Below are 21,732 nucleotides of genomic sequence, written 5' to 3' on the forward strand. Positions count from 1 at the left end.
TGTTTCGGTTTTACGTTATTGAGTGACCGATTTGTTGTTGATATGGTATTGCACCAGGTCATCGATGGGCGACCGGAGGATTCTTCCAACCTTCATACCATATTGAATGGCCGTATCTTCCAGAACGTTGCGGAAATTGTACCCCACGGAACCAATGCAATTGAAGGTGTAACGCTGGTAGTCCGGATAACGGGAAACCAAATTGCGGAAGAAATCGTCAAAAGAAGTCTGCACCAATCCGCGGGAATAGTTGATGTTGACCATCACGTCATAGACAAACTTGCTGAAACTTGCACAAAAGCGATTGGCCAGTGGTTTCGTATAAACCGCATCCATCACGTCGTCCGGAGTTAGTTTGAAGGTTTCCCAGAATACAGCCCGTACGTCTTCTGGCATATAGCCGCGTATGTAATCGGTCAATAATTTCTTGCCGATGTAGCAGCCGCTGCCTTCATCTCCTAATATATAGGCGGCCGAATCAATGTTATGCAGAATGTCTTTTCCGTCATAGATACAGGTATTGGTTCCGGTACCCAGGATTGCAGCAAATCCAGGTTGATCTCCAAGCAATGCCCTTGCTGCCGCCAAAAGGTCGTGCCCAACAAATACATGGGAGTTTACGAATACTTGCTTGAGGGCCTCGACGACAATGGCTGCTTTTTCTTCATTGTGTACGCCTGCACCGTAATAGTTAACCTCGACAATCCGTTCATACGGCAGGTCCTTGGGAAGGCCCTTTTTTAGCGAATTTACAATGTATTCGCTGTTTACAAAATAAGGATTGTAACCTTCCGTATTGAAATACACTTTCTTTCCAGCGTCATCCAGCAAGCACCAATTGGTTTTGGTCGATCCTCCGTCTGCAATAATAATCATTTGTTGGGTGTTAGTTTTTGGTATTTTTTGTTAAATGATATCCGTTTGATAATACGCGCCGAAAATACAGTTTTCCCGGAAAAAAATAACAATATCGGTCCGCTTATTTAAAAAAATGACTTAACGCTCGTTTTTGCATCCGGACGGTCGCTAAAATTTTCGTCTAACATACCGGTTTTTATATCAATAATTCAAACTTTTTCCTTGTTTTTGTGTTTCTTTAGCGGAGTCATCTATTTTATCCTGTTGATATACAGGTTCTTTGTTGGTTCTTCGATTTCGGTTGCGCACCGTTAAACCGTGTAAACGCTGATTAAGCCAGGTGATTTGTGTTTTTTCAATATTTTTTTGAAATTCAAAATGTAATCCTTTACTTTGCGCAGTATTCTCAAAGTTTATCCTAACACTTCATCGAAAATCTTTGATTTCTGAAGACCAAATGCTAGAACACTGTTATGTTAAAATGTGCGGCGGAACACGGTGGATAAATTTCTGTGTATAAAAGCAAATCCTTATATTATTTATTATTAAGTAGTTGATGAATATTAATGAATTGAATGCGAAGCTCGTGTCCGAGTTGCGCGAGATAGCTAGGCTAATTGGCATTCCGGATGCAGATAAACTCCGGAAACAGGAATTGGTCAGCAAGATTGTTGAAACGGGCGAAGAAGAGGCCAGGAATGCCGCGAAAGCAGAGGAAGCGGCCGTGGCGGAAGAGGAGACTTCCCTGGTCGATGACAAGCCGAGAAAACGTACACGTACCGTAAAAGCTGGCGAACCGGTCAGTGTAAGAAGCACAAAGGAGGATTCCGCTGGTGAAAATAGAGAAACCGTAACGTCGATCGAATCGCGTGCTGAACAGGCGCAGGGAGCTCAAAAAGCCGCCGCTACGAACGGAAGTAAGATAGAAGGGCCAACGGCCAGCCTCGATTTCGATAACGTCATTGTTAATGAAGGCGTGTTGGAGATTATGCCCGATGGCTACGGTTTTCTCCGTTCGTCGGACTATAACTACCTCACCTCGCCTGATGATATCTACGTGTCTCAATCGCAGATCAAACTTTTTGGGCTCAAAACGGGGGATACCGTACGCGGAAGCATCCGCCCGCCTAAAGAAGGAGAAAAATATTTTCCGTTGGTACGGGTTGAGGCTATCAATGGGCAGAATCCGGCAGATGTGCGGGATCGTGTGCCTTTTGACTTCCTTACACCGTTGTTTCCAACCGAACGCTTAAAGCTGTTTACCGGAACCGGCAACTATTCTACGCGTATCATGGATCTGTTTACGCCAATCGGTAAGGGCCAGCGGGGGTTGATCGTCGCTCAACCCAAGACCGGTAAGACCATGTTGTTAAAAGATGTGGCCAATGCCATTGCCAAGAACCATCCCGAGGTATATTTGATCATCCTGCTGATCGATGAGCGCCCTGAAGAAGTAACTGATATGGCTCGGAGCGTACGTGCCGAAGTGGTCTCGTCCACATTTGATGAGCCGGCCGAACGACACGTTAAAATTGCAAATATCGTATTGGAAAAGGCCAAACGAATGGTCGAATGCGGACATGACGTAGTGATTCTTTTGGATTCAATCACCCGCTTGGCCCGTGCATATAATACGGTGGCACCCGCATCCGGGAAAATCCTTTCGGGTGGTGTCGATGCTAATGCGCTGCATAAACCAAAACGCTTCTTCGGAGCGGCACGGAATATCGAGCATGGTGGGTCGTTGACCATTCTGGCTACGGCTTTGATCGATACAGGGTCGAAGATGGACGAGGTGATTTTTGAGGAATTCAAAGGTACCGGTAACATGGAATTGCAGTTGGATCGTAAGCTGTCCAACAAGCGGATATTCCCGGCGATTGACCTCATTGCTTCCAGTACACGGAGAGATGATCTGCTTAATGATCGCGAAACGTTGCAGCGGATATGGGTATTGCGGAATCATTTGGCGGATATGAATTCGACTGAGGCGATGGAATTCTTATTGGCACAAATGCGCGGAACCAAGTCGAATGAGGAGTTTCTCATTAGTATGAACGGCTAATCCTGGCTATGGGGGTATTTCATCCATTGCATACCCCCATTGATTATGAAAAGGCACCTTCCCAACTTGCTCACTTGCCTGAATCTGCTAAGTGGTTGCGTGGGCGTTTCATTTGCATTGGCTGGACAACCCCAGATAGCTGCGTATTGCGTAATAATATCGGGAATTTTTGATTTTCTGGATGGATTGGTCGCCCGGGCGCTGCACGTCAAATCACCAATGGGTAAAGAATTGGATTCATTGGCGGATGTGGTCAGCTTCGGACTTGTACCCGGTGCTATCTGGTATACCTTGTTATCTGCCGCGTTTCCCGAGAGTATGTATGTGCCTTATGCCGGATTTGTGGTGACTGTATTCTCTGCCATCCGCCTGGCAAAATTCAATATTGACGAACGCCAGTCGACTGACTTTATCGGGCTTAATACGCCTATGAATGCTTTTTATACCGTCTCGCTGCCCTTCATTGCGGAAACCTATGGTCACCTTATTTATCATCCGGTTTTTTTGCTGTGCAATGTGGTGGTTACGAGTGCCCTGTTAGTCAGTAATATCCGATTGTTTTCGCTGAAGTTGGAATCACGGTCGTGGCAGAAAAACCGGTGGAAATTCATTTTTATAATTTTAAGTGCAGTATGCGTTGGTTTGCTTAAATTTGCGGCGGTTCCAATTATACTGGTACTATATTTTTTGTTTTCATTTATCTATTTTAGGCGAACGGCGTAAAGCACGTTGAAAAATTAAGTAGCATATGAACTTTTTGGCAGAAATCAATGTGATGCCCTTAAAAGAAATCCTGGATCCTCAAGGGAAGGCGGTAACCGGGAGCATGAAGAATTTAGGGCTCACGGAAATCAGCAATGTACGCATTGGTAAGCACATTACGCTGGAGGTGGATGCACCGAATGAGGAGGTTGCACGTCAAAAAGTTGAAGAAGCCTGTAAAAAGTTGCTAGCTAATCTAATTATGGAGAGCTATGACTTTGAAATTAAGGCACTGGTATAAGTGAGTGCTCATCCGATTGTCTGGAGATAGGCCTTTAATTCCCCATAGAGAATTTCAAGTTTGGGTAAAAGCGCGTCAACTCTAACCGGTATCTGGTTGAGATTCTGACGATTCTTGGCAAGAGTCTCAATCTCTTGCAGTTCAGCGCGCATTCCATTTGCACCCACATAAGCCAAGGTGGGCTTGATGTGGTGGGCCTGCTTATAGGCTTTTTCCCAATCTTCATTTCTGACATAAGAAGCGAGAAGCTCGATGTCGGGTGGCGTTTGCTTAATGAAAAGTGCCAGAATTTCCCTAATCAGTTGGGCATTACCGCCGGACAAGTCTTCAAGATAATCCATATTGGCGTATTCAAAGTTTATGTTGCTCATAGGTCGTTGTTTTATAAACGGTGTACCGGCAATCGGTCTGTTGTTTGGTGTAACAATTCGGTGACGGTCTTTTTTAACGTAGGGTGGACTAGCATAGGCGCAATTTCTGCCAACGGTGTTAACGTAAAATTGCGCTCAGCTATGTGGGGATGAGGTATCTGTAAATCGGGCGTATCAATAATTTGAGCCCCGTAAAAAAGAATATCAATATCAATGAATCGGGCCTCCCATTTAACAAGGCGTTTGCGGCCTAATTTTTTTTCAATGGCCTGCGTTTTTTCCAATAACGCGGAGGGTGGAAGGGAGGTGCTTACCTGCACTACCTGATTGAGGTATTGGGGTTGGTTTACGTTTCCCCAAGCCGCTGTTTCATAGATCGAGGAAATGCGGGTATACGGAGCCACCTGTTCGGTAATCTCTTCAAGCGCTTGTTTCAGCAATGCCAAGCGATCACCCATATTGGTGCCCAAAAGGAGATATGTGTCCGTTGTAACTGATGCCGACATTTGCATGAATAGCAATTGTTAGGTCTTTGCACGGACAAAAGTAGAAAAAGATTCGCAATTACCGCAAATACAATGGCTGAACGTTAATCAAACAGGATATTGAACGTTGTTCCAATGCCGAGGTATTGCAGGTGCCCACCGTTCGTTTCTTTACGGAATATGCCATTGTAGAACCCGAAAAGATTCCAAAGGCGGTTGTGATACCCTATTTGAGGTCTGACGTACATTCCGCCGTTTCCATTGAGATGGCTGCCGGTTTGGAAGCTGTAACCCAGATCAGTGCCGATAAAAAAGCCCCTTTTTGCCGGATAATAACGCGCAAAAAGGCCTGCTGGAATGGAACCGAAATTCTCGGCCGCCTCCTTCGGGAAATAATGTGTATATCCAGAGGTTATCCCCAGTCCCCAATTCGGCGTGGACATGAGCTGGCCCTTAACTTCCGCGCCCAATGTAAAGGCAGCTTGATCAGCAAGCCGGGCAATGGGCAGGCCGGCATTTAATCCGACTTTTATCCATGAATTTCTCCGCGTGATTTCGGTAGTCCGGGGTTGGGCATGGCTAACCGATGCTAAACCAGCAAAGACTACGATGCAGATGACGGCTAGAATGTGGATTCGTTTCATGATGATAACCTTGCAAAGGTTATACCAATTATGTTTACAGCATCCGGTGTACTTTAAACCAATGGATGGCTTTGTCAATTCCTTGTTCGATGGGGTGAAAAGCCGTCCCCAACTCATTTCGTGTTTTGTGATTGGTATAGTAGTTCCGGATGCATAGAATTTTCATGTTGATCGAGGTAAGCGGTGTTTTGATGCCGACGGAGCGGAGGAAATTGCCTAAATATCCTGCGGTCAACAAAAGCGGACGAGGTACCGGAATGAGCAAGGGGCGTCGTCCGGTTTGGTTGCCCAGTTTTTTGAAAAATTCCCGATATGTGAGGTTTTCTCCCGATAAAAGATAAGCCTCTCCGTTTTTTCCCTTTTCCAATGCATCCACTACACCGGTGGCAGCATCCTCTACATTTACAAAATTTTTGCCACCGGGTGGATGGAATATCAATCGTTTGCCATACCCCATGCGGATAATCGCACCCGAACTTGGTTTTCCATCATACGGGCCGATCATAAACGTGGGGCTTACGACAATCACGGCGAGCTGATGCCTTGCAGCTAACGCTTTTTTCTGGCCCGCTAACTTGCTCATTGCATACCAAGCCTGGCTAAAGGGTGCCTTGGGAGGAAGGGTCTCGTTACCCGGCGCCTGTAAGGTGCCATAACCAAATGTATTGGCGGTACCGACATAGATCATCTTTTTGACCCCGTTTTTTAATGCTGCCTGAATGACATTTTCTGTGCCGGTTACGTTGATGCGATGATAGGCTTCGTAGCGCAGCAAATTCTGATCAGTGGTTGCGGCGCAATGAATGACGCAGTGGCATTCTTCGGTCGCTTTTTCCAGCGATTCCACGTGCGTAATGTCGCCAACAGCCAACCGAAGGTTAGGTTGTGGTGGCAATAGAAATTTATGCGGATCGCGGATCAGGCCAGTTACCCGATACCCTCGAGACAAGAGAGCGATGATGGTGTTGGTAGCTAATAGGCCATTCGCTCCGGTAACCAGTACATTCATGCGCGATTGATTTCCTTTTTGATGGCATTGGTCAACATCGGCAGCCGGATGTAAATCGGCAAAAACTTCATGACCATCCAGGTAAGCTTATTAACCCAATTGAGCATGATCAGCGTATCCCGCTTAAATAACTGCCGGATGGATATGGCTGCAACCTGCTCGGGAGAAAGCAATCCCATCGTAGCAAAAAAACCTTGTTGCTGCAGACGCGCAGAGGAATCCGGATTGGTCATCATCGGTCCCGGATTGACGACGCTGAAGAACACGTTACTGTCTGCAAACTCCTGATAAAGCCCGCGTGTAAAACTGTGAACAAATGCTTTGGATGCGGGGTAAACGGTTTTATATCCAATGGGGCTATAGGCAGCCACACTCCCTACGTTGAGTACATATGCGGATTTTTGCTTCCGTAAATTCGGAAGCAATTGATGGGTGAGGAGCGAGGTGGCCTTTACGTTAAGCTGGATGATGCGGTCGAGATAATCCACGCTGACATCACTGAAACTTTGCGTGCCGCCGCATCCTGCGTTATTGATCAAAATGCTAAGCGGGAACCGCTCATTGACCCACGCTGCCAATGCCACGATGTTTTCTTTTTGGGTAAGATCGGTTTCGTAGCAATGGGCCTCCAGCCCCAAGGCTTCTACCTGCGACGCAATGTAAGCCAGACCTTCGCCTGGGAGGCTAACCAAAATGGTATGGATGTTCCTTTTTGCAAGTTCTAAAACGAACGCTTTCCCTAAGCCCTGACTGGCTCCCGTAACTAATGCGTATGCTTTTTCCATCGGACGTAAAAATACGAGAAAATTTTTTCTATTTTTTTCTTCGTGCTAATTCGGCGCAAAAAAGTGCCGCGGAAATCGCAACATTGAGAGACTCGGCACGACCAATTTTTGGAATGGTGACGGCTTGCTGAATGTGCGCTAAAACCGGTTCGCTGATGCCTTTGCCTTCATTGCCCAGGATGATGAGTCCTTCGGTGCCAAAATCGGTTTCGTAAATCGGAGTGCCATTTAGCACCGCGCCAAAAACCGGGACGGACGCCTTGTGCGCCAGCGTGGTGATGTCGGTATAATGCACCTGTACCCGGGATAATGACCCCATGCTGGCTTGTACGACTTTGGGGTTATAGGCGTCTACGGACCCGTTGGAACAAATGATTCGTTGCAGTCCGAACCACTCGGCGGTACGAATGATGGTGCCCAGGTTGCCCGGATCCTGAATATCATCAAGTACCAGATGGAACGCATTGGATAACATGTCCTCGGTCAACGTCGGGAAGAGGGGAATCTGCACCAAAGCTAAAACCCCCTGCGGAGTTTTCAACGTGCTGATGCGCTGGAGATCATCCTCGCCCACCTCCTCCGATTTTATATTTTGCGGGATTTTAATCAACTTTGTAGCCGCTTGGGAGGTATAGAAAATATGCACTACGTGGTAGTCGGAATGGATAAACTCCGTGACAGATTTAATACCTTCCACAATAAACAACCCATGTTCCCTTCGGAATTTTTTATGTTGAAGCGAGGTGATGATACGGATTTGCGGTTTTGATAGCATTGTCAATGGTTAAACGGGATTGCTTTTTTGCATATGCAAGTATAGGGCTTTTGCTGATATTATCCGTATCGTGTCGCTCAACCCGATTATTGGAAGACGGGCAAACATTGGTCACCAAGACCGAAATAACGGGAATCGATCCATCGCTCGAGGAGCGGGCACAGGCATATATACCGGTGGATATCCGCCCAAATTCCCGCATTAACTTGTTTGTTTACAACCTGGCAAATGCCAAAAAGGGACGTTACCGGACGGAGAACATCCGCAACGTGGGTGAACCGCCGCATATCTTGGATAGCGCACTGGTAGATTTTTCGACGCAGCAGATCAATCGCTATTTGCGGTCAAAAGGGTACTTCAATGCGTCAGTGAGCAACGATATTGTTACCAAAGGGAAACGGGCGCACGTCCGCTTTCACGCGATACCTGGGCAACCATTCACCTTACGCAACGTAGCTGTGGATATTGCCGACCCTGATTTGGCCCGACTGTATGCAGAACAGCGTGTCGCGTTAAGCAGGATCAGGCCGGGAATGCGCTACGACGAAGACTCGTTGGTTGTGGAGCGGGAGCGAATCTACCACCTGATGCGCCGGGAAGGTTACTACGATTATTTGAGGCAATACATGCGCGTGGACGTGGATACCGCCCTACGAAATAATCAAGCGGACCTGAAGCTGATCATCGACAATCCGGAGGGAAGCACGGGCCACACTCCTTATGTGATCGATTCCAGTTTTGTGACCATTCGACACGATCGGCGCGAACTGAATCGGGAACGCCCCCTGCTGTCCAATTCAGGGGGCGATCTTTATTTCGAAGACTATACGGGCCGCTTCCGGCCAGCTCCCATTGAGCGTTATCTTTTTCATCGGCAGGGTGATCGGTACAACGTGGTTATGGAGGACCTTACGTACGACCGGCTTTATGAACTAAATGGGTTCCGCAGCGTTAAAATTACGTACGATAAACCGGATACCAATCGGCTGAATGTTCACTATGAGCTGGTACCCAGGGCGTATATGGGTAATCAGATTGAAGGCGAGTATACGTTTAATTCCGGCATGAGTGGCTTCAACATCGGCAACACGTTTACACACCGAAACTTGTTCGGGGGACTTGAACAATTGGAAGTGAAATTGCGATACGGTGTATTGTTCGATTCCCGTCTGTCGGGAAATTTGTTTGATCGCGTATTCAATAACGATTTTCAGGCAGGGGTTAACATTACCGTTCCGCGGTTGATTACGCCATTTGCTATTCCGCCGGTCGGAACGAGTGGGTTGCCGCGGACGATTTTTTCACTCAATATCCAGGCGTTTGACCAATTTCAGACCTATTCGAATCGTTATTTTAGCGGGACCTTGTCATATAATTGGAACAGCAGCCGCTATAAACAGCATTTGCTTGCCCCACTTGTGCTAGAGTACCGCTATGGGCAATTGAATGACGAATTCGCCCAGAGACTGATCAGCGAAGGGTTCCTGCTGTATGTGCGGAGCAACAACCGTGCGTATTTCGGATTGGGATCGCAATACACCTATACCGTCAATTCCGTTAAATTATCGCGCCTGGAGGATTTCTTATATTTCCGGGGGGCGTTGGATCTCAGCGGCAATTTGTTGGGGTTGGCGAGCCAGGCCATCAATTTTAGACGGAACGAGGACGGAGAAAAGGAGGTACTTGGTGTTCCCTATCTCCAGTATGCCAAAGGTGAGGTAGATCTGCGCTATTATCGGTATCTCGGTGGCGACCGCCAATTGGTGGTAAGGCTCAATCCGGGGATAGCTATACCGTATGGGAATAACTCCAGTTTGTTGATTTTTGAAAAAAGCTTTTTCGGGGGCGGTATGAATGGCATGAGAGCCTGGCAGGCACGTACGTTGGGCCCCGGCAATTATAACCGGAAGGTGTTGGATCCAAGCCTGCGCCTTAATCTTCGTAATCTGGACCAATTGGGCGAAATCAAACTGGAAGGCAACGTCGAGTATCGGTTTAAGCTGGTGAACGATATTTTCGGTGCAAAATTAAAAGCTGCAACGTTTGCAGATTTTGGTAATATATGGCGGATACGGGAAAATGAACTGAATCCGGGCGGGGAGTTCAGGTTCAACCAATTTCTTGGGCAAATTGCGCTGGGCGCGGGGGCGGGCCTACGCTTTGACCTCGATTATTTTGTAGTCAGACTGGATGCCGGTATGAAAGTCCGTGATCCGCAGTTTGAAGGTTCGAAACAGTGGGTGATTTCGGAACTTTTTAATAGCAGGGAATTTAAGGAACAATATCGCCTTACCAATGCTCCCGATCGTTATAACTTCATTCAGTACAATTTTGGTATCGGTATGCCATTTTAATACCACGCTTTGATTCCATGTGTAATGGTTTCAAACCAATTTTCCAGGTTCAAGCCTTTGCTGTAATTGAAAATAAAGAATCCAGCCAGGATAACCAAAGCCAAAATCATCAGCCGCTTGAATAAGTAAGCGATCAACAGAATGAGCGCTGGGATAAGGATAAGGTAGTACCAATTGATGGCAATCGGGTTCAGGCCTCCGTCATTTCTTAACACGTAATAGAGCCGTCCGTGTGAACCCTGTTGATTACGGTGTTTGATGAATACGAAGGCAGATGCCTCCATTGCATGGGGTGTAATGGCTACCCCTTCGTTGAATTTCAAGGATTGTTCAAATCCATTGATGACGAATTGGTAGGTTCCCGAAATAGAGTCGAGTGGATTTTCGTCGGCATCGGTAGCAATAATTGCCAATTTGCCATTTTTGATCAGGTTTTCCTTGACAATAAAATGATTGATACTGCGAAGATCCTGCGCATCACAGAGAACGGGAAACCACAGCAAGGCTAATAGGTACAGAAATATCCGCATACGCTTCGTTGACAATGGACTTACAATGTTAAGTAAAAAACGCAAGAGTTGCGCATTTTTATATATTTGTGCGGACGACATAAATTTCCAGTTATAACAGAACGGTGTCCATGGAGTATATAATAGGGGTCGATATTGGTACCTCCGGTACAAAGGCGATTGCCTTTCGGGAGGAGGGAGAAGTAGTTGCCGACTACCACGTAGGTTATCCGATTCTGAGTCCTCAGCCCGGATATTTTGAGCAGTCTCCGGAAACGCTGTATTCTGCGGTCATTGAGGCAATTTCGGCGACCGTACGATTGGTTGGAAGACGGTTTGGCCAAGCCAAGCTATCGGGCATCGGATTCAGTAGTGCCATGCACGGACTGATTGCCATGGACAGGCAACACCAACCAATGACTCCTTGTATCATTTGGGCTGACACAAGAAGCGAAATCTTTGCTAGCAATCTGAAAAATAGCGCCAAAGGCTTTGAGGTGTATTCAAAAACCGGAACACCGGTACACCCTATGTCCCCGCTGTGTAAACTGGGCTGGATGCGTGCGCACCTTCCTGCCGTATTCAATAAAGCATACAAGTTTATTTCAATCAAGGAATATATTTTTTATAAACTCTTTGGGCGATACATGGTCGATGAATCCATCGCGTCTGCGACAGGTTTGTTTGATATCCATGCGCTTGGCTGGTATCGGCCCGCGTTGGATCTGGTAGGCATATCGGAAGAGCAGCTGTCCGAACCAGTGCCCATCACTCAGGTGATCTCGGGCATTGACGAGGCTAGTGCCCGGGCGATGGGTATTCCAAGGGATACACCGTTTGTTATCGGTGGCAGCGATGGATGTATGGCTAACTTGGGATCACATGCCATCACACCCGGCGACGCTGCTGTTACCATCGGTACCAGTGGCGCGGTGCGGATGACTTCCGACGTGCCAATAACCGATAAGAAAGCCCGCACATTCAGTTACGTGCTTACCCAAAATACATTTGTGCTGGGTGGAGCCGTTAACAGCGGAGGCGTGGTGCTTCAATGGTACAAAGACAATTTCGGAATTGCGGGTAATCTGGACGCGGATCCTTATGGAGCCCTTGCCGAAGAAGCAGCTTCGGTAGCCGCAGGAGCGGAGGGGCTCCTCTTTTTGCCCTATCTTGCGGGTGAACGTGCCCCCCATTGGAACGCAGCAGCCAAGGGCTTATTTTTCGGCGTGCAGATGCATCACAAGAGGTCCCATTTTACACGAGCTGTGTTTGAAGGTGTGATCTACGGTTTATACAGCGTAGGCAAAGTACTTGAGGAGATTGCTGGGCCGATCCGGATGATCCATGCCAGCGGCGGCTTTGCCCGCGCACCGTTATGGGTCCAATTGCTGGCCGACGTATTCAATAAGGAAGTGGTTGTGCATGACCATGTAGAAGGCGCGGCAATGGGTGCTTACATGACCGCGTTAAAAGCGTTCGGTAAATTGGTGGACTTTGGTGAGTTTAACGATAACTCGGCAAAGAAAATTTATTCACCCGATGCAACAACCCGGCATATATACATGGAAAATTTCAACCGATTTGAACGGTTGTATGAAAAGGTAAAGGACGAATTTTAATTATACAGCTAACCAATTTGATATGATACCTATTATTATTGTTATATGCGGCGTTTTATTACTTCTGCTTCTAGTAATTGTCTTTAAACTTAGCGCGTTTTTCTCACTGCTCATTACTTCGCTGGCGGTGGGCATAGCACTCGGTATGCCCGTATCGGATGTGATGACCTCGATCGAACAGGGAATCGGAAGCACCTTGGGCTCATTGACGCTGATTTTGGGTTTTGGCGTGATGCTCGGCAAATTGATAGCAGATGGAGGTGGGGTACAACGGATGTCCACGAGCCTGATTCGAGCATTCGGCACAAAGAATGTACAATGGGCGGTAGTACTTATTGGGTTTGCAGTCGGTATCCCCATGTTTTACAACGTCGGTTTTGTGATTCTGGTGCCGTTTGTCTTCGCGATTGCAGCCCAGACGGGGCTACCGCTTATTTATGTAGGATTGCCCATGCTCGCCTCCTTGTCCGTGACGCATGGCTACTTGCCTCCCCATCCGGGGCCAACAGCGATCGGTGCGCTGTATAAAGCAGATATGGGACTAACACTTATTTACGGAGTAGCGGTAGCGATTCCAGCCATCCTCTTGGGAGGCGTATTTTTTTCTTGGGCGCTGAAAGGTATCCGGCCCAATCCGCCCGTTCAGTTTGCCCAAGTTGAATTAGTTGCCGAGGAAAACATCCCTGGATTCTGGACCAGTTTGCTTACTGGCCTGCTGCCGGTACTTCTCATTGCTCTTGCCTCGGCACTGTCCTTTGTTCTGCCGGCAGATTCGACGGTTTTGGCTGCAGCTACTTTTGTGGGAAATCCCAACATTGCATTGCTGATTTCTGTGTTCGTAGCGGTCTATACCATGGGGATTTCTCGGGGAAAATCCATGAAAGAGGTAATGGATAGTTTGGAGGATTCTGTTCGTAGTATTGCGATTATTCTGTTTATTATCGGCGCTGCGGGCGCCTTTAAAGAAGTGTTGGTAGACAGTGGCGTGGGCGATCATATTGCGGCATGGGCTGGGCGTTTGTCGCTGTCGCCGTTGGTACTGGTGTGGGCAATTGCTGCTGCGATTCGCGTAGCGCTCGGTTCGGCGACGGTTGCCGGACTTATGGCGGCCGGTATCGCCGTGCCGTTGATTGAAGCTACCCATACGAGTCCAGAGCTCATGGTATTGGCCACTGGTGCGGGCTCCCTGATGTTCTCACACGTTAACGACACAGGGTTTTGGATGTTCAAAGAATACTTTGGCCTCAGTATCCGCGACACAATTTTATCATGGTCACTTATGGAGACGATCGTCTCGATTGTTGGACTGATCGGAGTTTTGGTATTGAATAACTACATTTAAATCACGCTGACTCGGTAAAAAATGTGATACAGCAATGAAATAGTTGTGAGTTGCTGTAGTTTTGGCAACCAAAAGGCGTATTTTTATGCTTTATGAGGGGAAGGGATTTCCCTGAACCTTATTTCAGATACTAAAATGAAGAAAAAGTACTTGTATATTGCGATAGCGATTGTTGCTGTGGCCTTTGTGAGTTATCGCTTGACGCGAAATGACAAAACAAAAATAACACCGCCCGCTCAAACCGGTGGAGGAGGTCCCATGGAGGTCAATGCGATTGTGGTAAAACCCCGGGAGTTTTCAAACATCATTACCCTTTCGGGCTCGATAGAGCCCAATGAACAGGTGCAAATACGCTGTGAGGTGTCGGGTATTGTGCGTGAGCTTTCGTTTCAGGAAGGCGGAATGGTTAAAAAGGGACAGGTGCTCCTACGGATAGACGATTCGGAATTGCAAGCGCAGCTTATCCAAGCGCAAAGTACGGAAAAGTTAGCGGAAGATAATGAAAACCGAGCCCGTTTACTGCTGGAAAAAGAGGCAATCAGCCAACAGGAATACGACGTCGCGCATGCCGATTATGAGTCGGCGAAAGCACAGACTATCCTTATCCGCGCGCAGATTGCCAAAACGACGGTACGCGCACCGTTTAGCGGTCGGATAGGACTTCGATCAATTTCGGAAGGCGAATATCTTACGCCAAGCACGGTGGTAGCTAACTTGTTGAGTATAAATCCTGTTAAAATCCTGTTTTCCGTTCCTGAAAAATACAGCAGTCAGATCCGAACGGGTCAGGGAATCTATTTTGGAATCAGTGGATCGAATGCCCGGTATCATGCTGAGATTTATGCCATCGAACCGGGTGTGGATGCCACGACACGTACCATTCGCGTCCGTGCGCTGGCGGAAAATCCAGGGGAACAACTTTTTCCTGGTTCGTTTGCGCGTATTGAGCTTCCATTGGAGCATGTCTTGGATGCCGTATTGGTGCCCACGGAGGCGGTAATCCCGGTGCAAAATGGAAAACAAGTGTATTTGCTCAAAGATGGGAAAGCCAAAGCAACAGCCGTGGAGGCAGAAAGCCGTACACGTACGGATGTGTTGATTATGAGCGGCGTGGATATCGGCGATACCGTCCTGGTATCGGGTATCATGTCATTGAAAGACGATATGCCCATCCGTGTGCAGGTTGTTGAAAACCCATAAATTCAAAGGCCATGAGTCTTTCCACCATTAGTATCAAAAGGCCGGTTCTCACCATTGTGATGAACCTGGTGCTCATCTTATTCGGAGTCATCGGATATACCTTTCTGGGCGTACGCGAATTCCCGTCCATCGATCCACCGATTGTATCGGTACGGACAAGCTATGCGGGTGCAAATCCGGATATCATTGAATCCCAGATTACCGAACCGCTGGAACGTTCCATCAACCAAATTGACGGTATCCGTAATATTTCCTCATCAAGCAGTCAAGGTTCCAGCCGTATTAATATTGAGTTTTTATTAAGTAAAGACCTGGAAGAAGCGGCGAATGATGTCCGTGATAAGGTATCCCAGGCAATGCGCAGTTTGCCGCAGGACATCGATGCGCCGCCGGTGGTCTCAAAGGCTGATGCGGATTCAGAACCGATTATTGTAATGACTGCTCAAAGTGAGACCCGTTCTGCACTTGAGTTGGGAGATATCGCCGACAATGTGATCGCCCAGCGCCTTCAGACGCTGCCAGGCGTTAGTTCAGTTCAGATCTGGGGTGAAAAGCGGTATGCTATGCGGCTATGGATCGACCCGATGCGCCTATCGGCATATGGGCTTACGCCACTTGATGTCCGCGACGCGCTGAATCGCCAGAATGTCGAATTGCCCTCTGGAAAAATCGTAGGTGAAAACACCGAATTGGCGATAAAGACCATTGGCAATTTAACGACTGAAGAGGAATTTAATAACCTGATTATTCGCTCGGAGGGCGACCGGATCATTCGATTCGGGGACATCGGCAGTGCTGTGCTTGGTCCGGAAAATCTGGAAAGTGAATTCAGGGAATCCGGGGCGGTGATGGCAGCCTTAGCAGTTATTCCGCAGCCCGGTACCAATTACATTGACATTGCGAATGCGTTCTATGAACGCTTCGAGCAATTGAAGAACGAGGTGCCGAGTGATATCAAGATGGAAGTAGCCATGGATAATACGTTATTCATCAAACGATCCGTATTGGAAGTGGGCGAAACGATTGTCATTGCGTTGGTACTGGTCATCCTTATTATTTTTGTCTTTTTCCGCGATTGGGGCATTGCTTTCCGACCGCTGATTGATATACCTGTTTCCTTAATCGCGACATTTTTTGTCATGTATCTGCTCGGATTCTCGGTCAATGTATTGACGTTGCTGGCTGTTGTGCTGGCAACGGGGTTGGTGGTCGACGATGGCATTGTGGTAACCGAAAATATTTACAAGAAGGTCGAAGAGGGAATGTCGCCCATCATGGCGGCTATCAAAGGGGCCAATGAAATTTTCTTTGCGGTGATTTCGATTTCCGTAACGCTAGCGGCCGTGTTCTTGCCGGTGATGTTTATGGAAGGGTTTGTTGGCCGGCTATTCCGGGAATTCGGCGTAGTGATTGCTGCCGCGGTGTTGATCTCGGCCTTCGTTTCGTTAACGCTCACGCCGATGCTTAACGCCTATTTGATGCGACCGGGCGGAGCCAAGCACTCCTGGCTCTACAACGTAACCGAACCGTATTTCGTGAAGATGACAACCGGATACGCCGACTCCTTGAAGCGGTTTATGCGGGCGAAATGGATCAGTTTTCCCATATTGATCATTTGTTTTGCATTGATCGGGTGGTTTTGGGTACACCTGCGGAAAGAGACAGCGCCTTACGAGGATCGTAGCTTGCTCCGCGCCAGCGTGACCGCTCCGGAGGGAAGTACATTCGAATATATGGATCGTTTCATGTTGAAGTTGATTCAATTGGTGAATGATTCTGTACCGGAAAAATCGGTAAATATGGTTAACACTTCTCCGGGTTTCTCGGGAACAGGTTCACCCAACACAGGCATGATGCGGATCGGTCTGGTCCCGCCCGAAAAGCGGGAACGATCTCAGGAAGAAATTGCCGAGGCGCTAACCCGGCAGACGCGAGTGTTTACAGAGGCTCGGACGTTCATTTCACAGCAACCTACAATTTCGGTTAGCCGCAGGGGTGGAATGCCGATCCAGTACATTATACAGGCACCAAATTTTGCCAAATTGCAGGAAAAGATACCTGAATTTATGAACTTAGCGACGGCCGATCCGACTTTCGTAAATGTGGACGTGGATCTGAAATTCAATCGGCCCGAGCTGAATGTAAGCATCGATCGGGATAAAGCGCAAAGCTTGGGTGTATCCGTGCGGGACGTGGCACAGACGTTGCAACTCTCATTAAGCGGACAACGTTTTGCCTATTTCCTGATGAATGGAAAGCAATATCAGGTCATTGGTCAGTTCTCTGATACGGACCGCAGTTCGCCGCTGGATTTGGCGACGATATTCGTTCGCAGTTCCACCGGTGATTTGATTCAACTTGACAACGTTGTCAGCATGGTTGAGAAAAGCAGCCCTCCTCAGCTTTACCACAATAATCGTTTTATGTCTGCCACAGTTTCGGCATCATTGGCGAAAGGACAAACCATCGAAGATGGAATCAATGCCATGGATCGAATTGCGGAAAAGGTTTTGGATGACAGCTTTTCGGTTGATTTAGGTGGTGAATCGCGGGATTTCCGGGAGAGTAGTTCGAACACCCTCTTTGCGTTCGGTTTGGCGTTATTGCTGGTATATCTGATTCTTGCTGCCCAATTTGAAAGTTTTCTGGACCCTTTTATTATCATTCTTACCGTTCCGATGGCCGTAGCCGGTGCTATGCTGTCATTGTGGATCACCGGAGAATCCTGGAATATATTCAGTCAGATCGGCACGGTCATGCTCATCGGACTGGTTACTAAAAACGGTATTTTGATTGTTGAATTTGCTAATCAACTGAAAGAAAGGGGCCGGCCCGTACGGGAGGCGATTGTTGAGGCGGCCGAAGCCCGGTTGCGTCCAATATTGATGACCAGTTTGGCGATCTCACTTGGTGCGCTTCCCATCGCTATGGCGTTGGGTGCCGCAGCGACAAGCCGCATCGGGATGGGCGTGGTCATTGTCGGGGGCACCCTCTTTTCATTGGTTCTTACGCTGTATATCATTCCCGCGGTTTATGCCATGTGGTCTAGGGAACATAAAGTGAATCCTGAATTGGAAGAAGCGAAACGCATTGAGGAAGAAGTGATGGCAGGAGCTCATTAATTATGAAGAGATTTATTTTTTTCGCATTTTACCTAATCCCGTTTTGGGGAACCGCACAACAGGAACTGACCTTGGAAGAAGCAGTGGCCATAGCGCTGGAGAACAATTACGATATTCGGTTGGTATCAAAGGATGTAGCCATTGCAGCGAATAACGTAGCGATCGGAAATGCCGGTATGTTGCCTTCGTTAAGTGCGGATGTGTCATCGGCGGCGGGCATCCAAAATACGACACAAACGTTACTAAGCGGAGAAACCCGCGCCGTACGCGGAAACCGAACCAGCTCATCTGCGTATGGCGCAAGTTTGGATTGGACCATCTTCGATGGACTGCAGATGTTTACCCGCTATGAGCAACTCAAACAGCTCAAAGCTTTGGGTGACGCAAATCTAAAGGCCGCGATCTTGTCTACCGTTTATGATGTGGTGAGCAGTTACTTTGATCTGGTCCAGCAGCATCAGTTAATCAGTGCGACGCAAACCGCACTGGATTTGTCGGCCTTTCGGTATCAAACCGCGGAAAACAGGTATCAGATTGGGAGAGCTTCAAAATTAGAAGTCTTAGCGGCAAGTGTGGATCTCAATACCGATACGACCAATCTGTTGCGACAGCGAGACCAATACCGAAGTACGCAAATACGACTTAACGAATTGCTTGCACGCGACGTAAATACCGCATTCAGCGTTGCGGATACCATCATAATTGGGAATGACCTTCATTATGAGGTGCTGTCCCAGCAAGCCAAGGAGCTGAATCCGACGTTGCAATCGGCTATTATCAGCCATCGGATTGCCGAGTTGGAATTGAAGCGCGTAAAGGGAGAACGGTATCCCGCTGTTAGTCTTTCATCGGCCTACACGCGCTCACAGTCCCGTACCGAGTTAGGTTTTTCTACGCGATCGAAAAACAACGGATTTAGTTATGGCATTTCGGCCTCTATGAACCTATTCAATGGATTTCAGCAGCGACGAAATGAACGGAATGCTCAATTTACCATGGAAGCTGCTGAGATAGCGGTTGATCAGGTCAAACAGAATATTGAGGCGCAGTTGCTTGCCGCCTACCAAACCTATCTGATGAATCTCGAGCTGGTACGTCTGGAAGAGCGAAATAAAGAGATTGCCAAGCAAAATATGGATATCACTCTCGAGAAATTCAAGCTGGGCAGCATCGCTCCCTTGGAGTTCCGGGAAGCACAGCGGAATTTTGTGGATGCGAGTGCCCGTTTCAGCACCGCACAATATCAAGCCAAACTGGCCGAAATCACCTTAAATCAGATCGCGGGGACGCTTAAGATGAAGTGAAGTTGTGTATTATGTCAAATTTTGTTTAAATTTGATATTCCGAAAAAAGCTAACGCGTAAACGCTATATTTTATGATATTGGTAGCAGATAGTGGATCTTCCCAATCGGATTGGATGTTGGCATTGCCCGAAGGCGAGCGGTTGACATTTACAACGAAGGGGCTAAATCCATTTTTCGTAAACGAAAAAGACATCGCAAAGGTCATCCAAAATGCGGAAGAAATCATACCGTATGCAGATCGAGTCAGCGAGGTATATTTTTTTGGCTCGGGCTGTACGAGTCCTGACAGGCGGGAGATGGTTTCAAATGCGTTGTCACAGCTATTTACTCATGCTTTCATTTCTGTGGAGACCGACTTGGTGGGCGCTGCCTACGCAACGTGTGGAAACCGAAAAGGATACATCGCTACATTGGGTACCGGATCTGACGTCAGTTTCTTTGATGGGGAGGAGGTGCTTCCCACTCGGCAGGGCATTGGTTACGTGCTGGGTGATGAGGGGTCCGGCGTTTGGTTTGGGAAGCAATTGATCACGCAATTCTTATATGGGACCATGCCGGCAGACCTTGCGGCCGCCTTCCGTGCGAAATACCGCCTTAATAAGGAAATTGTCATCAAAAATGTTTACCAACGAGCTTTTCCCAATGCCTATTTGGCGTCGTTTGCAGTGTTTTTGAGCGATCACATAACACATCCGTACGTAGATGATCTGATTAAGGCCGGATTTAGAGAATTTTTGGTTACCAATATTAAACCGTATCCCGATTATCGGGATTACGTATGTCATTTTGTTGGATCGGTAGCTTTTTATTTCATTGAACAGTTGCGTGAGGTATGTGATCAGCATGGAGTGAAAATCGGAAAGGTGCTAAGGCGCCCCATCGAGGAGCTGTTCCACTACATCATCCAGCGGGAAAAAAATTACGAAATACAATTGTAAGGGGTTATGAAATCAATTTTTTTGGTATTGGCAGCGGTGGTATTATGGGTTAAGCCCGCTGAGAACGTGTATCAGTTCAGTTTCATCTCCATTGATGGGAAAAAGGTAGATTTATCCCAATTTAGGGGGAAGAAGTTGTTGATCGTCAACACGGCATCCAAATGTGGATATACCAAGCAGTATGCAGGTTTGCAGGAATTGTCGGAAAAATACGCTGATAAGGTTGTCGTCATTGGTTTTCCGGCTAATAACTTCGGTGGGCAGGAACCGGGAAGCAATGAGGAGATTCAAGGGTTTTGCGAAAAGAATTACGGCGTCACATTTTTATTAGCCGAAAAGAGCAGTGTGGCGGGCGATGATATTTCGCCGCTGTTTAATTACCTTACCTCGGTTGAGAATCCGGATTTCACCGGCGAAATCAACTGGAATTTTGAGAAGTTCTTGATCGATGAGCGAGGGAATCTGATACACCGCTTCCGCAGCAAGGTAGAACCTATGAGTGCCGAACTCGTCGGTAAGTTATAAACTCGTCGATAAATATAAAAAAAGCCTCCCGATGGGCAGGAGGCTTCAAACTAACCAATTATAAACCTAATTATGAAAAGTACTTTTTGTGACGATCTTATCTGACCAACGATCTTATCTGACCGTTGCTATTATAACGAATAATTTCAAGAAATAGTTTGTAATTTATTGGTTGTTCTAATTGAAATTAAATTTAACGATCGGTTAAATTTTCTTTCCTTGATAGAAACAGGCGCGGCATCGTGGTTCATAGCTTTCCTTTTCACCCAGCAATAACCGTTTATCTTCTTTGACGAGGCGATATGAATAATTTGCAGGCGCTCCGCAGCGAACACATACAGCATGGACTTTGGTGACATGTTCGGCTATTGCCATCAGAGCAGGCACCGGGCCGAATGGACGTCCTTTAAAATCCATATCCAGACCCGCCACAATTACCCGGATCCCGCTGTTGGCTAGTTGATTGCAAACATCGGGTAGCTCATCATCGAAAAATTGAGCTTCGTCAATACCAACCACTTTGGTTCCGCTACTCAGTAATAGGATAGCCGATGAACTATCTACGGAAGTGGACGGTATACGATTGCTGTCGTGGGATATAATGACCTCCTGGTGATATCGAGTGTCAATTGCCGGCTTAAAGATCTCAATGCCAAGTTTAGCCAGTTGGGCACGGCGCATTCTACGGATCAGCTCTTCGGTTTTGCCCGAAAACATTGAACCGCAAATGACCTCAATACTGCCGTACGAAGCATCTCTGCGCACTAACCGATCTTCAGAAAATAACATGCGTGTCTCTCCTTTTTTGCGTGAATATATGCTT

At 47.4% G+C, this 21,732-nt stretch carries 20 protein-coding genes; 11 read left to right on the forward strand and 9 right to left on the reverse strand.

From position 1 onward, the window contains the following. Positions 1 to 15: 15 nt before the first annotated feature. Positions 16 to 876: an N-acetylglucosamine kinase gene (locus ACFQRK_RS00630; protein WP_379002600.1), complete on the reverse strand. Its 861-nt coding sequence runs from the start codon at positions 874 to 876 to the stop codon at positions 16 to 18. Between the two features lie 538 nt (positions 877 to 1,414). On the opposite strand from ACFQRK_RS00630, the gene rho reads away from it, so the two are divergent. From rho to purS, 3 genes are read left to right on the forward strand one after another with little or no spacing between them, the layout of a single operon-like run. Next, a complete protein-coding gene (rho, locus tag ACFQRK_RS00635; RefSeq protein WP_379002602.1) occupies positions 1,415 to 2,923 on the forward strand; it encodes a transcription termination factor Rho in 1,509 nt (502 codons plus the stop codon). A 45-nt stretch (positions 2,924 to 2,968) separates the two neighbouring features. Beyond that, positions 2,969 to 3,646: a CDP-diacylglycerol--serine O-phosphatidyltransferase gene (pssA, locus tag ACFQRK_RS00640; protein WP_379002604.1), complete on the forward strand. Its 678-nt coding sequence runs from the start codon at positions 2,969 to 2,971 to the stop codon at positions 3,644 to 3,646. Between the two features lie 25 nt (positions 3,647 to 3,671). Next, positions 3,672 to 3,926 (forward strand): phosphoribosylformylglycinamidine synthase subunit PurS, encoded by a 255-nt coding sequence (gene purS, locus ACFQRK_RS00645; protein WP_379002606.1) that lies wholly within the window; start codon positions 3,672 to 3,674, stop codon positions 3,924 to 3,926. Positions 3,927 to 3,934: 8 nt separating this feature from the next. On the opposite strand, the gene ACFQRK_RS00650 is transcribed toward purS, so the two are convergent. From ACFQRK_RS00650 to ACFQRK_RS00675, 6 genes are all read right to left on the reverse strand, one after another. Then, positions 3,935 to 4,297, reverse strand: a complete 363-nt coding sequence (locus ACFQRK_RS00650) for an Hpt domain-containing protein (RefSeq protein ID WP_379002608.1) — start codon at positions 4,295 to 4,297, stop codon at positions 3,935 to 3,937. Between the two features lie 11 nt (positions 4,298 to 4,308). Continuing rightward, positions 4,309 to 4,803 (reverse strand): 2-amino-4-hydroxy-6-hydroxymethyldihydropteridine diphosphokinase, encoded by a 495-nt coding sequence (gene folK, locus ACFQRK_RS00655; protein WP_379002610.1) that lies wholly within the window; start codon positions 4,801 to 4,803, stop codon positions 4,309 to 4,311. A gap of 83 nt (positions 4,804 to 4,886) precedes the next feature. After that, a complete protein-coding gene (locus ACFQRK_RS00660) occupies positions 4,887 to 5,426 on the reverse strand; it encodes a hypothetical protein (RefSeq protein WP_379002611.1) in 540 nt (179 codons plus the stop codon). Positions 5,427 to 5,460: 34 nt separating this feature from the next. Next, positions 5,461 to 6,435, reverse strand: a complete 975-nt coding sequence (locus ACFQRK_RS00665) for an NAD-dependent epimerase/dehydratase family protein (protein ID WP_379002613.1) — start codon at positions 6,433 to 6,435, stop codon at positions 5,461 to 5,463. Further along, positions 6,432 to 7,220: an SDR family NAD(P)-dependent oxidoreductase gene (locus ACFQRK_RS00670; protein WP_379002615.1), complete on the reverse strand. Its 789-nt coding sequence runs from the start codon at positions 7,218 to 7,220 to the stop codon at positions 6,432 to 6,434. The genes ACFQRK_RS00665 and ACFQRK_RS00670 overlap by 4 nt, the downstream gene beginning before the upstream one ends. A 28-nt stretch (positions 7,221 to 7,248) precedes the next feature. Beyond that, positions 7,249 to 7,995: a TrmH family RNA methyltransferase gene (locus tag ACFQRK_RS00675; RefSeq protein ID WP_379002617.1), complete on the reverse strand. Its 747-nt coding sequence runs from the start codon at positions 7,993 to 7,995 to the stop codon at positions 7,249 to 7,251. 5 nt (positions 7,996 to 8,000) lie between these two features. Here ACFQRK_RS00675 and ACFQRK_RS00680 point away from each other — a divergent pair, with 5 nt between their 5' ends. Beyond that, positions 8,001 to 10,349: a BamA/TamA family outer membrane protein gene (locus ACFQRK_RS00680; RefSeq protein ID WP_379002618.1), complete on the forward strand. Its 2,349-nt coding sequence runs from the start codon at positions 8,001 to 8,003 to the stop codon at positions 10,347 to 10,349. Here ACFQRK_RS00680 and ACFQRK_RS00685 read toward each other — a convergent pair. After that, positions 10,346 to 10,894, reverse strand: a complete 549-nt coding sequence (locus ACFQRK_RS00685; protein WP_379002620.1) for a hypothetical protein — start codon at positions 10,892 to 10,894, stop codon at positions 10,346 to 10,348. The genes ACFQRK_RS00680 and ACFQRK_RS00685 overlap by 4 nt on opposite strands. A 95-nt stretch (positions 10,895 to 10,989) precedes the next feature. Between ACFQRK_RS00685 and ACFQRK_RS00690 the strand changes: the two genes are divergently transcribed. The 7 genes from ACFQRK_RS00690 to ACFQRK_RS00720 all read left to right on the forward strand — a co-directional run bounded on the left by ACFQRK_RS00690 (position 10,990) and on the right by ACFQRK_RS00720 (position 20,909). Then, positions 10,990 to 12,477 carry a gluconokinase gene (locus ACFQRK_RS00690; protein ID WP_379002622.1) on the forward strand — a complete coding sequence of 496 codons (1,488 nt, stop codon included), beginning with the start codon at positions 10,990 to 10,992 and terminating at the stop codon, positions 12,475 to 12,477. A 22-nt stretch (positions 12,478 to 12,499) separates the two neighbouring features. Then, positions 12,500 to 13,819, forward strand: a complete 1,320-nt coding sequence (locus ACFQRK_RS00695; protein ID WP_379002625.1) for a gluconate:H+ symporter — start codon at positions 12,500 to 12,502, stop codon at positions 13,817 to 13,819. Between the two features lie 135 nt (positions 13,820 to 13,954). Beyond that, positions 13,955 to 15,019: an efflux RND transporter periplasmic adaptor subunit gene (locus ACFQRK_RS00700; protein WP_379002626.1), complete on the forward strand. Its 1,065-nt coding sequence runs from the start codon at positions 13,955 to 13,957 to the stop codon at positions 15,017 to 15,019. Between the two features lie 11 nt (positions 15,020 to 15,030). Beyond that, positions 15,031 to 18,141 (forward strand): efflux RND transporter permease subunit, encoded by a 3,111-nt coding sequence (locus ACFQRK_RS00705; protein ID WP_379002628.1) that lies wholly within the window; start codon positions 15,031 to 15,033, stop codon positions 18,139 to 18,141. Positions 18,142 to 18,143: 2 nt separating this feature from the next. Continuing rightward, positions 18,144 to 19,445 (forward strand): TolC family protein, encoded by a 1,302-nt coding sequence (locus ACFQRK_RS00710; RefSeq protein WP_379002630.1) that lies wholly within the window; start codon positions 18,144 to 18,146, stop codon positions 19,443 to 19,445. Between the two features lie 72 nt (positions 19,446 to 19,517). Continuing rightward, on the forward strand, positions 19,518 to 20,384 hold the full coding sequence (locus ACFQRK_RS00715; RefSeq protein ID WP_379002632.1) for an N-acetylglucosamine kinase: 867 nt from the start codon (positions 19,518 to 19,520) through the stop codon (positions 20,382 to 20,384). 6 nt (positions 20,385 to 20,390) lie between these two features. After that, positions 20,391 to 20,909: a glutathione peroxidase gene (locus ACFQRK_RS00720; RefSeq protein WP_379002634.1), complete on the forward strand. Its 519-nt coding sequence runs from the start codon at positions 20,391 to 20,393 to the stop codon at positions 20,907 to 20,909. Positions 20,910 to 21,113: 204 nt separating this feature from the next. Here the strand turns inward: ACFQRK_RS00720 and ACFQRK_RS00725 are convergent, their stop codons facing one another. Beyond that, entirely contained in the window at positions 21,114 to 21,698 is a 585-nt protein-coding gene (locus tag ACFQRK_RS00725) for a thymidine kinase (protein WP_379002636.1), read from the reverse strand. Positions 21,699 to 21,732 lie beyond the last annotated feature (34 nt).

This window comes from Parapedobacter sp. GCM10030251, from assembly GCF_042666505.1.
In the GTDB taxonomy this organism is placed as follows: Bacteria; Bacteroidota; Bacteroidia; order Sphingobacteriales; family Sphingobacteriaceae; genus Parapedobacter.

Excerpts from the sequence above, each read along its gene's own strand:
- ACFQRK_RS00630 (WP_379002600.1), bottom strand. The coding sequence starts at position 876 with ATGATTATTATTGCAGACGGAGGATCGACCAAAACCAATTGGTGCTTG.
- rho (WP_379002602.1), top strand. The coding sequence starts at position 1,415 with ATGAATATTAATGAATTGAATGCGAAGCTCGTGTCCGAGTTGCGCGAG.
- pssA (WP_379002604.1), top strand. The coding sequence starts at position 2,969 with ATGAAAAGGCACCTTCCCAACTTGCTCACTTGCCTGAATCTGCTAAGT.
- purS (WP_379002606.1), top strand. The coding sequence starts at position 3,672 with ATGAACTTTTTGGCAGAAATCAATGTGATGCCCTTAAAAGAAATCCTG.
- ACFQRK_RS00650 (WP_379002608.1), bottom strand. The coding sequence starts at position 4,297 with ATGAGCAACATAAACTTTGAATACGCCAATATGGATTATCTTGAAGAC.
- folK (WP_379002610.1), bottom strand. The coding sequence starts at position 4,803 with ATGTCGGCATCAGTTACAACGGACACATATCTCCTTTTGGGCACCAAT.
- ACFQRK_RS00660 (WP_379002611.1), bottom strand. The coding sequence starts at position 5,426 with ATGAAACGAATCCACATTCTAGCCGTCATCTGCATCGTAGTCTTTGCT.
- ACFQRK_RS00665 (WP_379002613.1), bottom strand. The coding sequence starts at position 6,435 with ATGAATGTACTGGTTACCGGAGCGAATGGCCTATTAGCTACCAACACC.
- ACFQRK_RS00670 (WP_379002615.1), bottom strand. The coding sequence starts at position 7,220 with ATGGAAAAAGCATACGCATTAGTTACGGGAGCCAGTCAGGGCTTAGGG.
- ACFQRK_RS00675 (WP_379002617.1), bottom strand. The coding sequence starts at position 7,995 with ATGCTATCAAAACCGCAAATCCGTATCATCACCTCGCTTCAACATAAA.
- ACFQRK_RS00680 (WP_379002618.1), top strand. The coding sequence starts at position 8,001 with ATGGTTAAACGGGATTGCTTTTTTGCATATGCAAGTATAGGGCTTTTG.
- ACFQRK_RS00690 (WP_379002622.1), top strand. The coding sequence starts at position 10,990 with ATGGAGTATATAATAGGGGTCGATATTGGTACCTCCGGTACAAAGGCG.
- ACFQRK_RS00695 (WP_379002625.1), top strand. The coding sequence starts at position 12,500 with ATGATACCTATTATTATTGTTATATGCGGCGTTTTATTACTTCTGCTT.
- ACFQRK_RS00700 (WP_379002626.1), top strand. The coding sequence starts at position 13,955 with ATGAAGAAAAAGTACTTGTATATTGCGATAGCGATTGTTGCTGTGGCC.
- ACFQRK_RS00705 (WP_379002628.1), top strand. The coding sequence starts at position 15,031 with ATGAGTCTTTCCACCATTAGTATCAAAAGGCCGGTTCTCACCATTGTG.
- ACFQRK_RS00710 (WP_379002630.1), top strand. The coding sequence starts at position 18,144 with ATGAAGAGATTTATTTTTTTCGCATTTTACCTAATCCCGTTTTGGGGA.
- ACFQRK_RS00715 (WP_379002632.1), top strand. The coding sequence starts at position 19,518 with ATGATATTGGTAGCAGATAGTGGATCTTCCCAATCGGATTGGATGTTG.
- ACFQRK_RS00720 (WP_379002634.1), top strand. The coding sequence starts at position 20,391 with ATGAAATCAATTTTTTTGGTATTGGCAGCGGTGGTATTATGGGTTAAG.
- ACFQRK_RS00725 (WP_379002636.1), bottom strand. The coding sequence starts at position 21,698 with ATGTTATTTTCTGAAGATCGGTTAGTGCGCAGAGATGCTTCGTACGGC.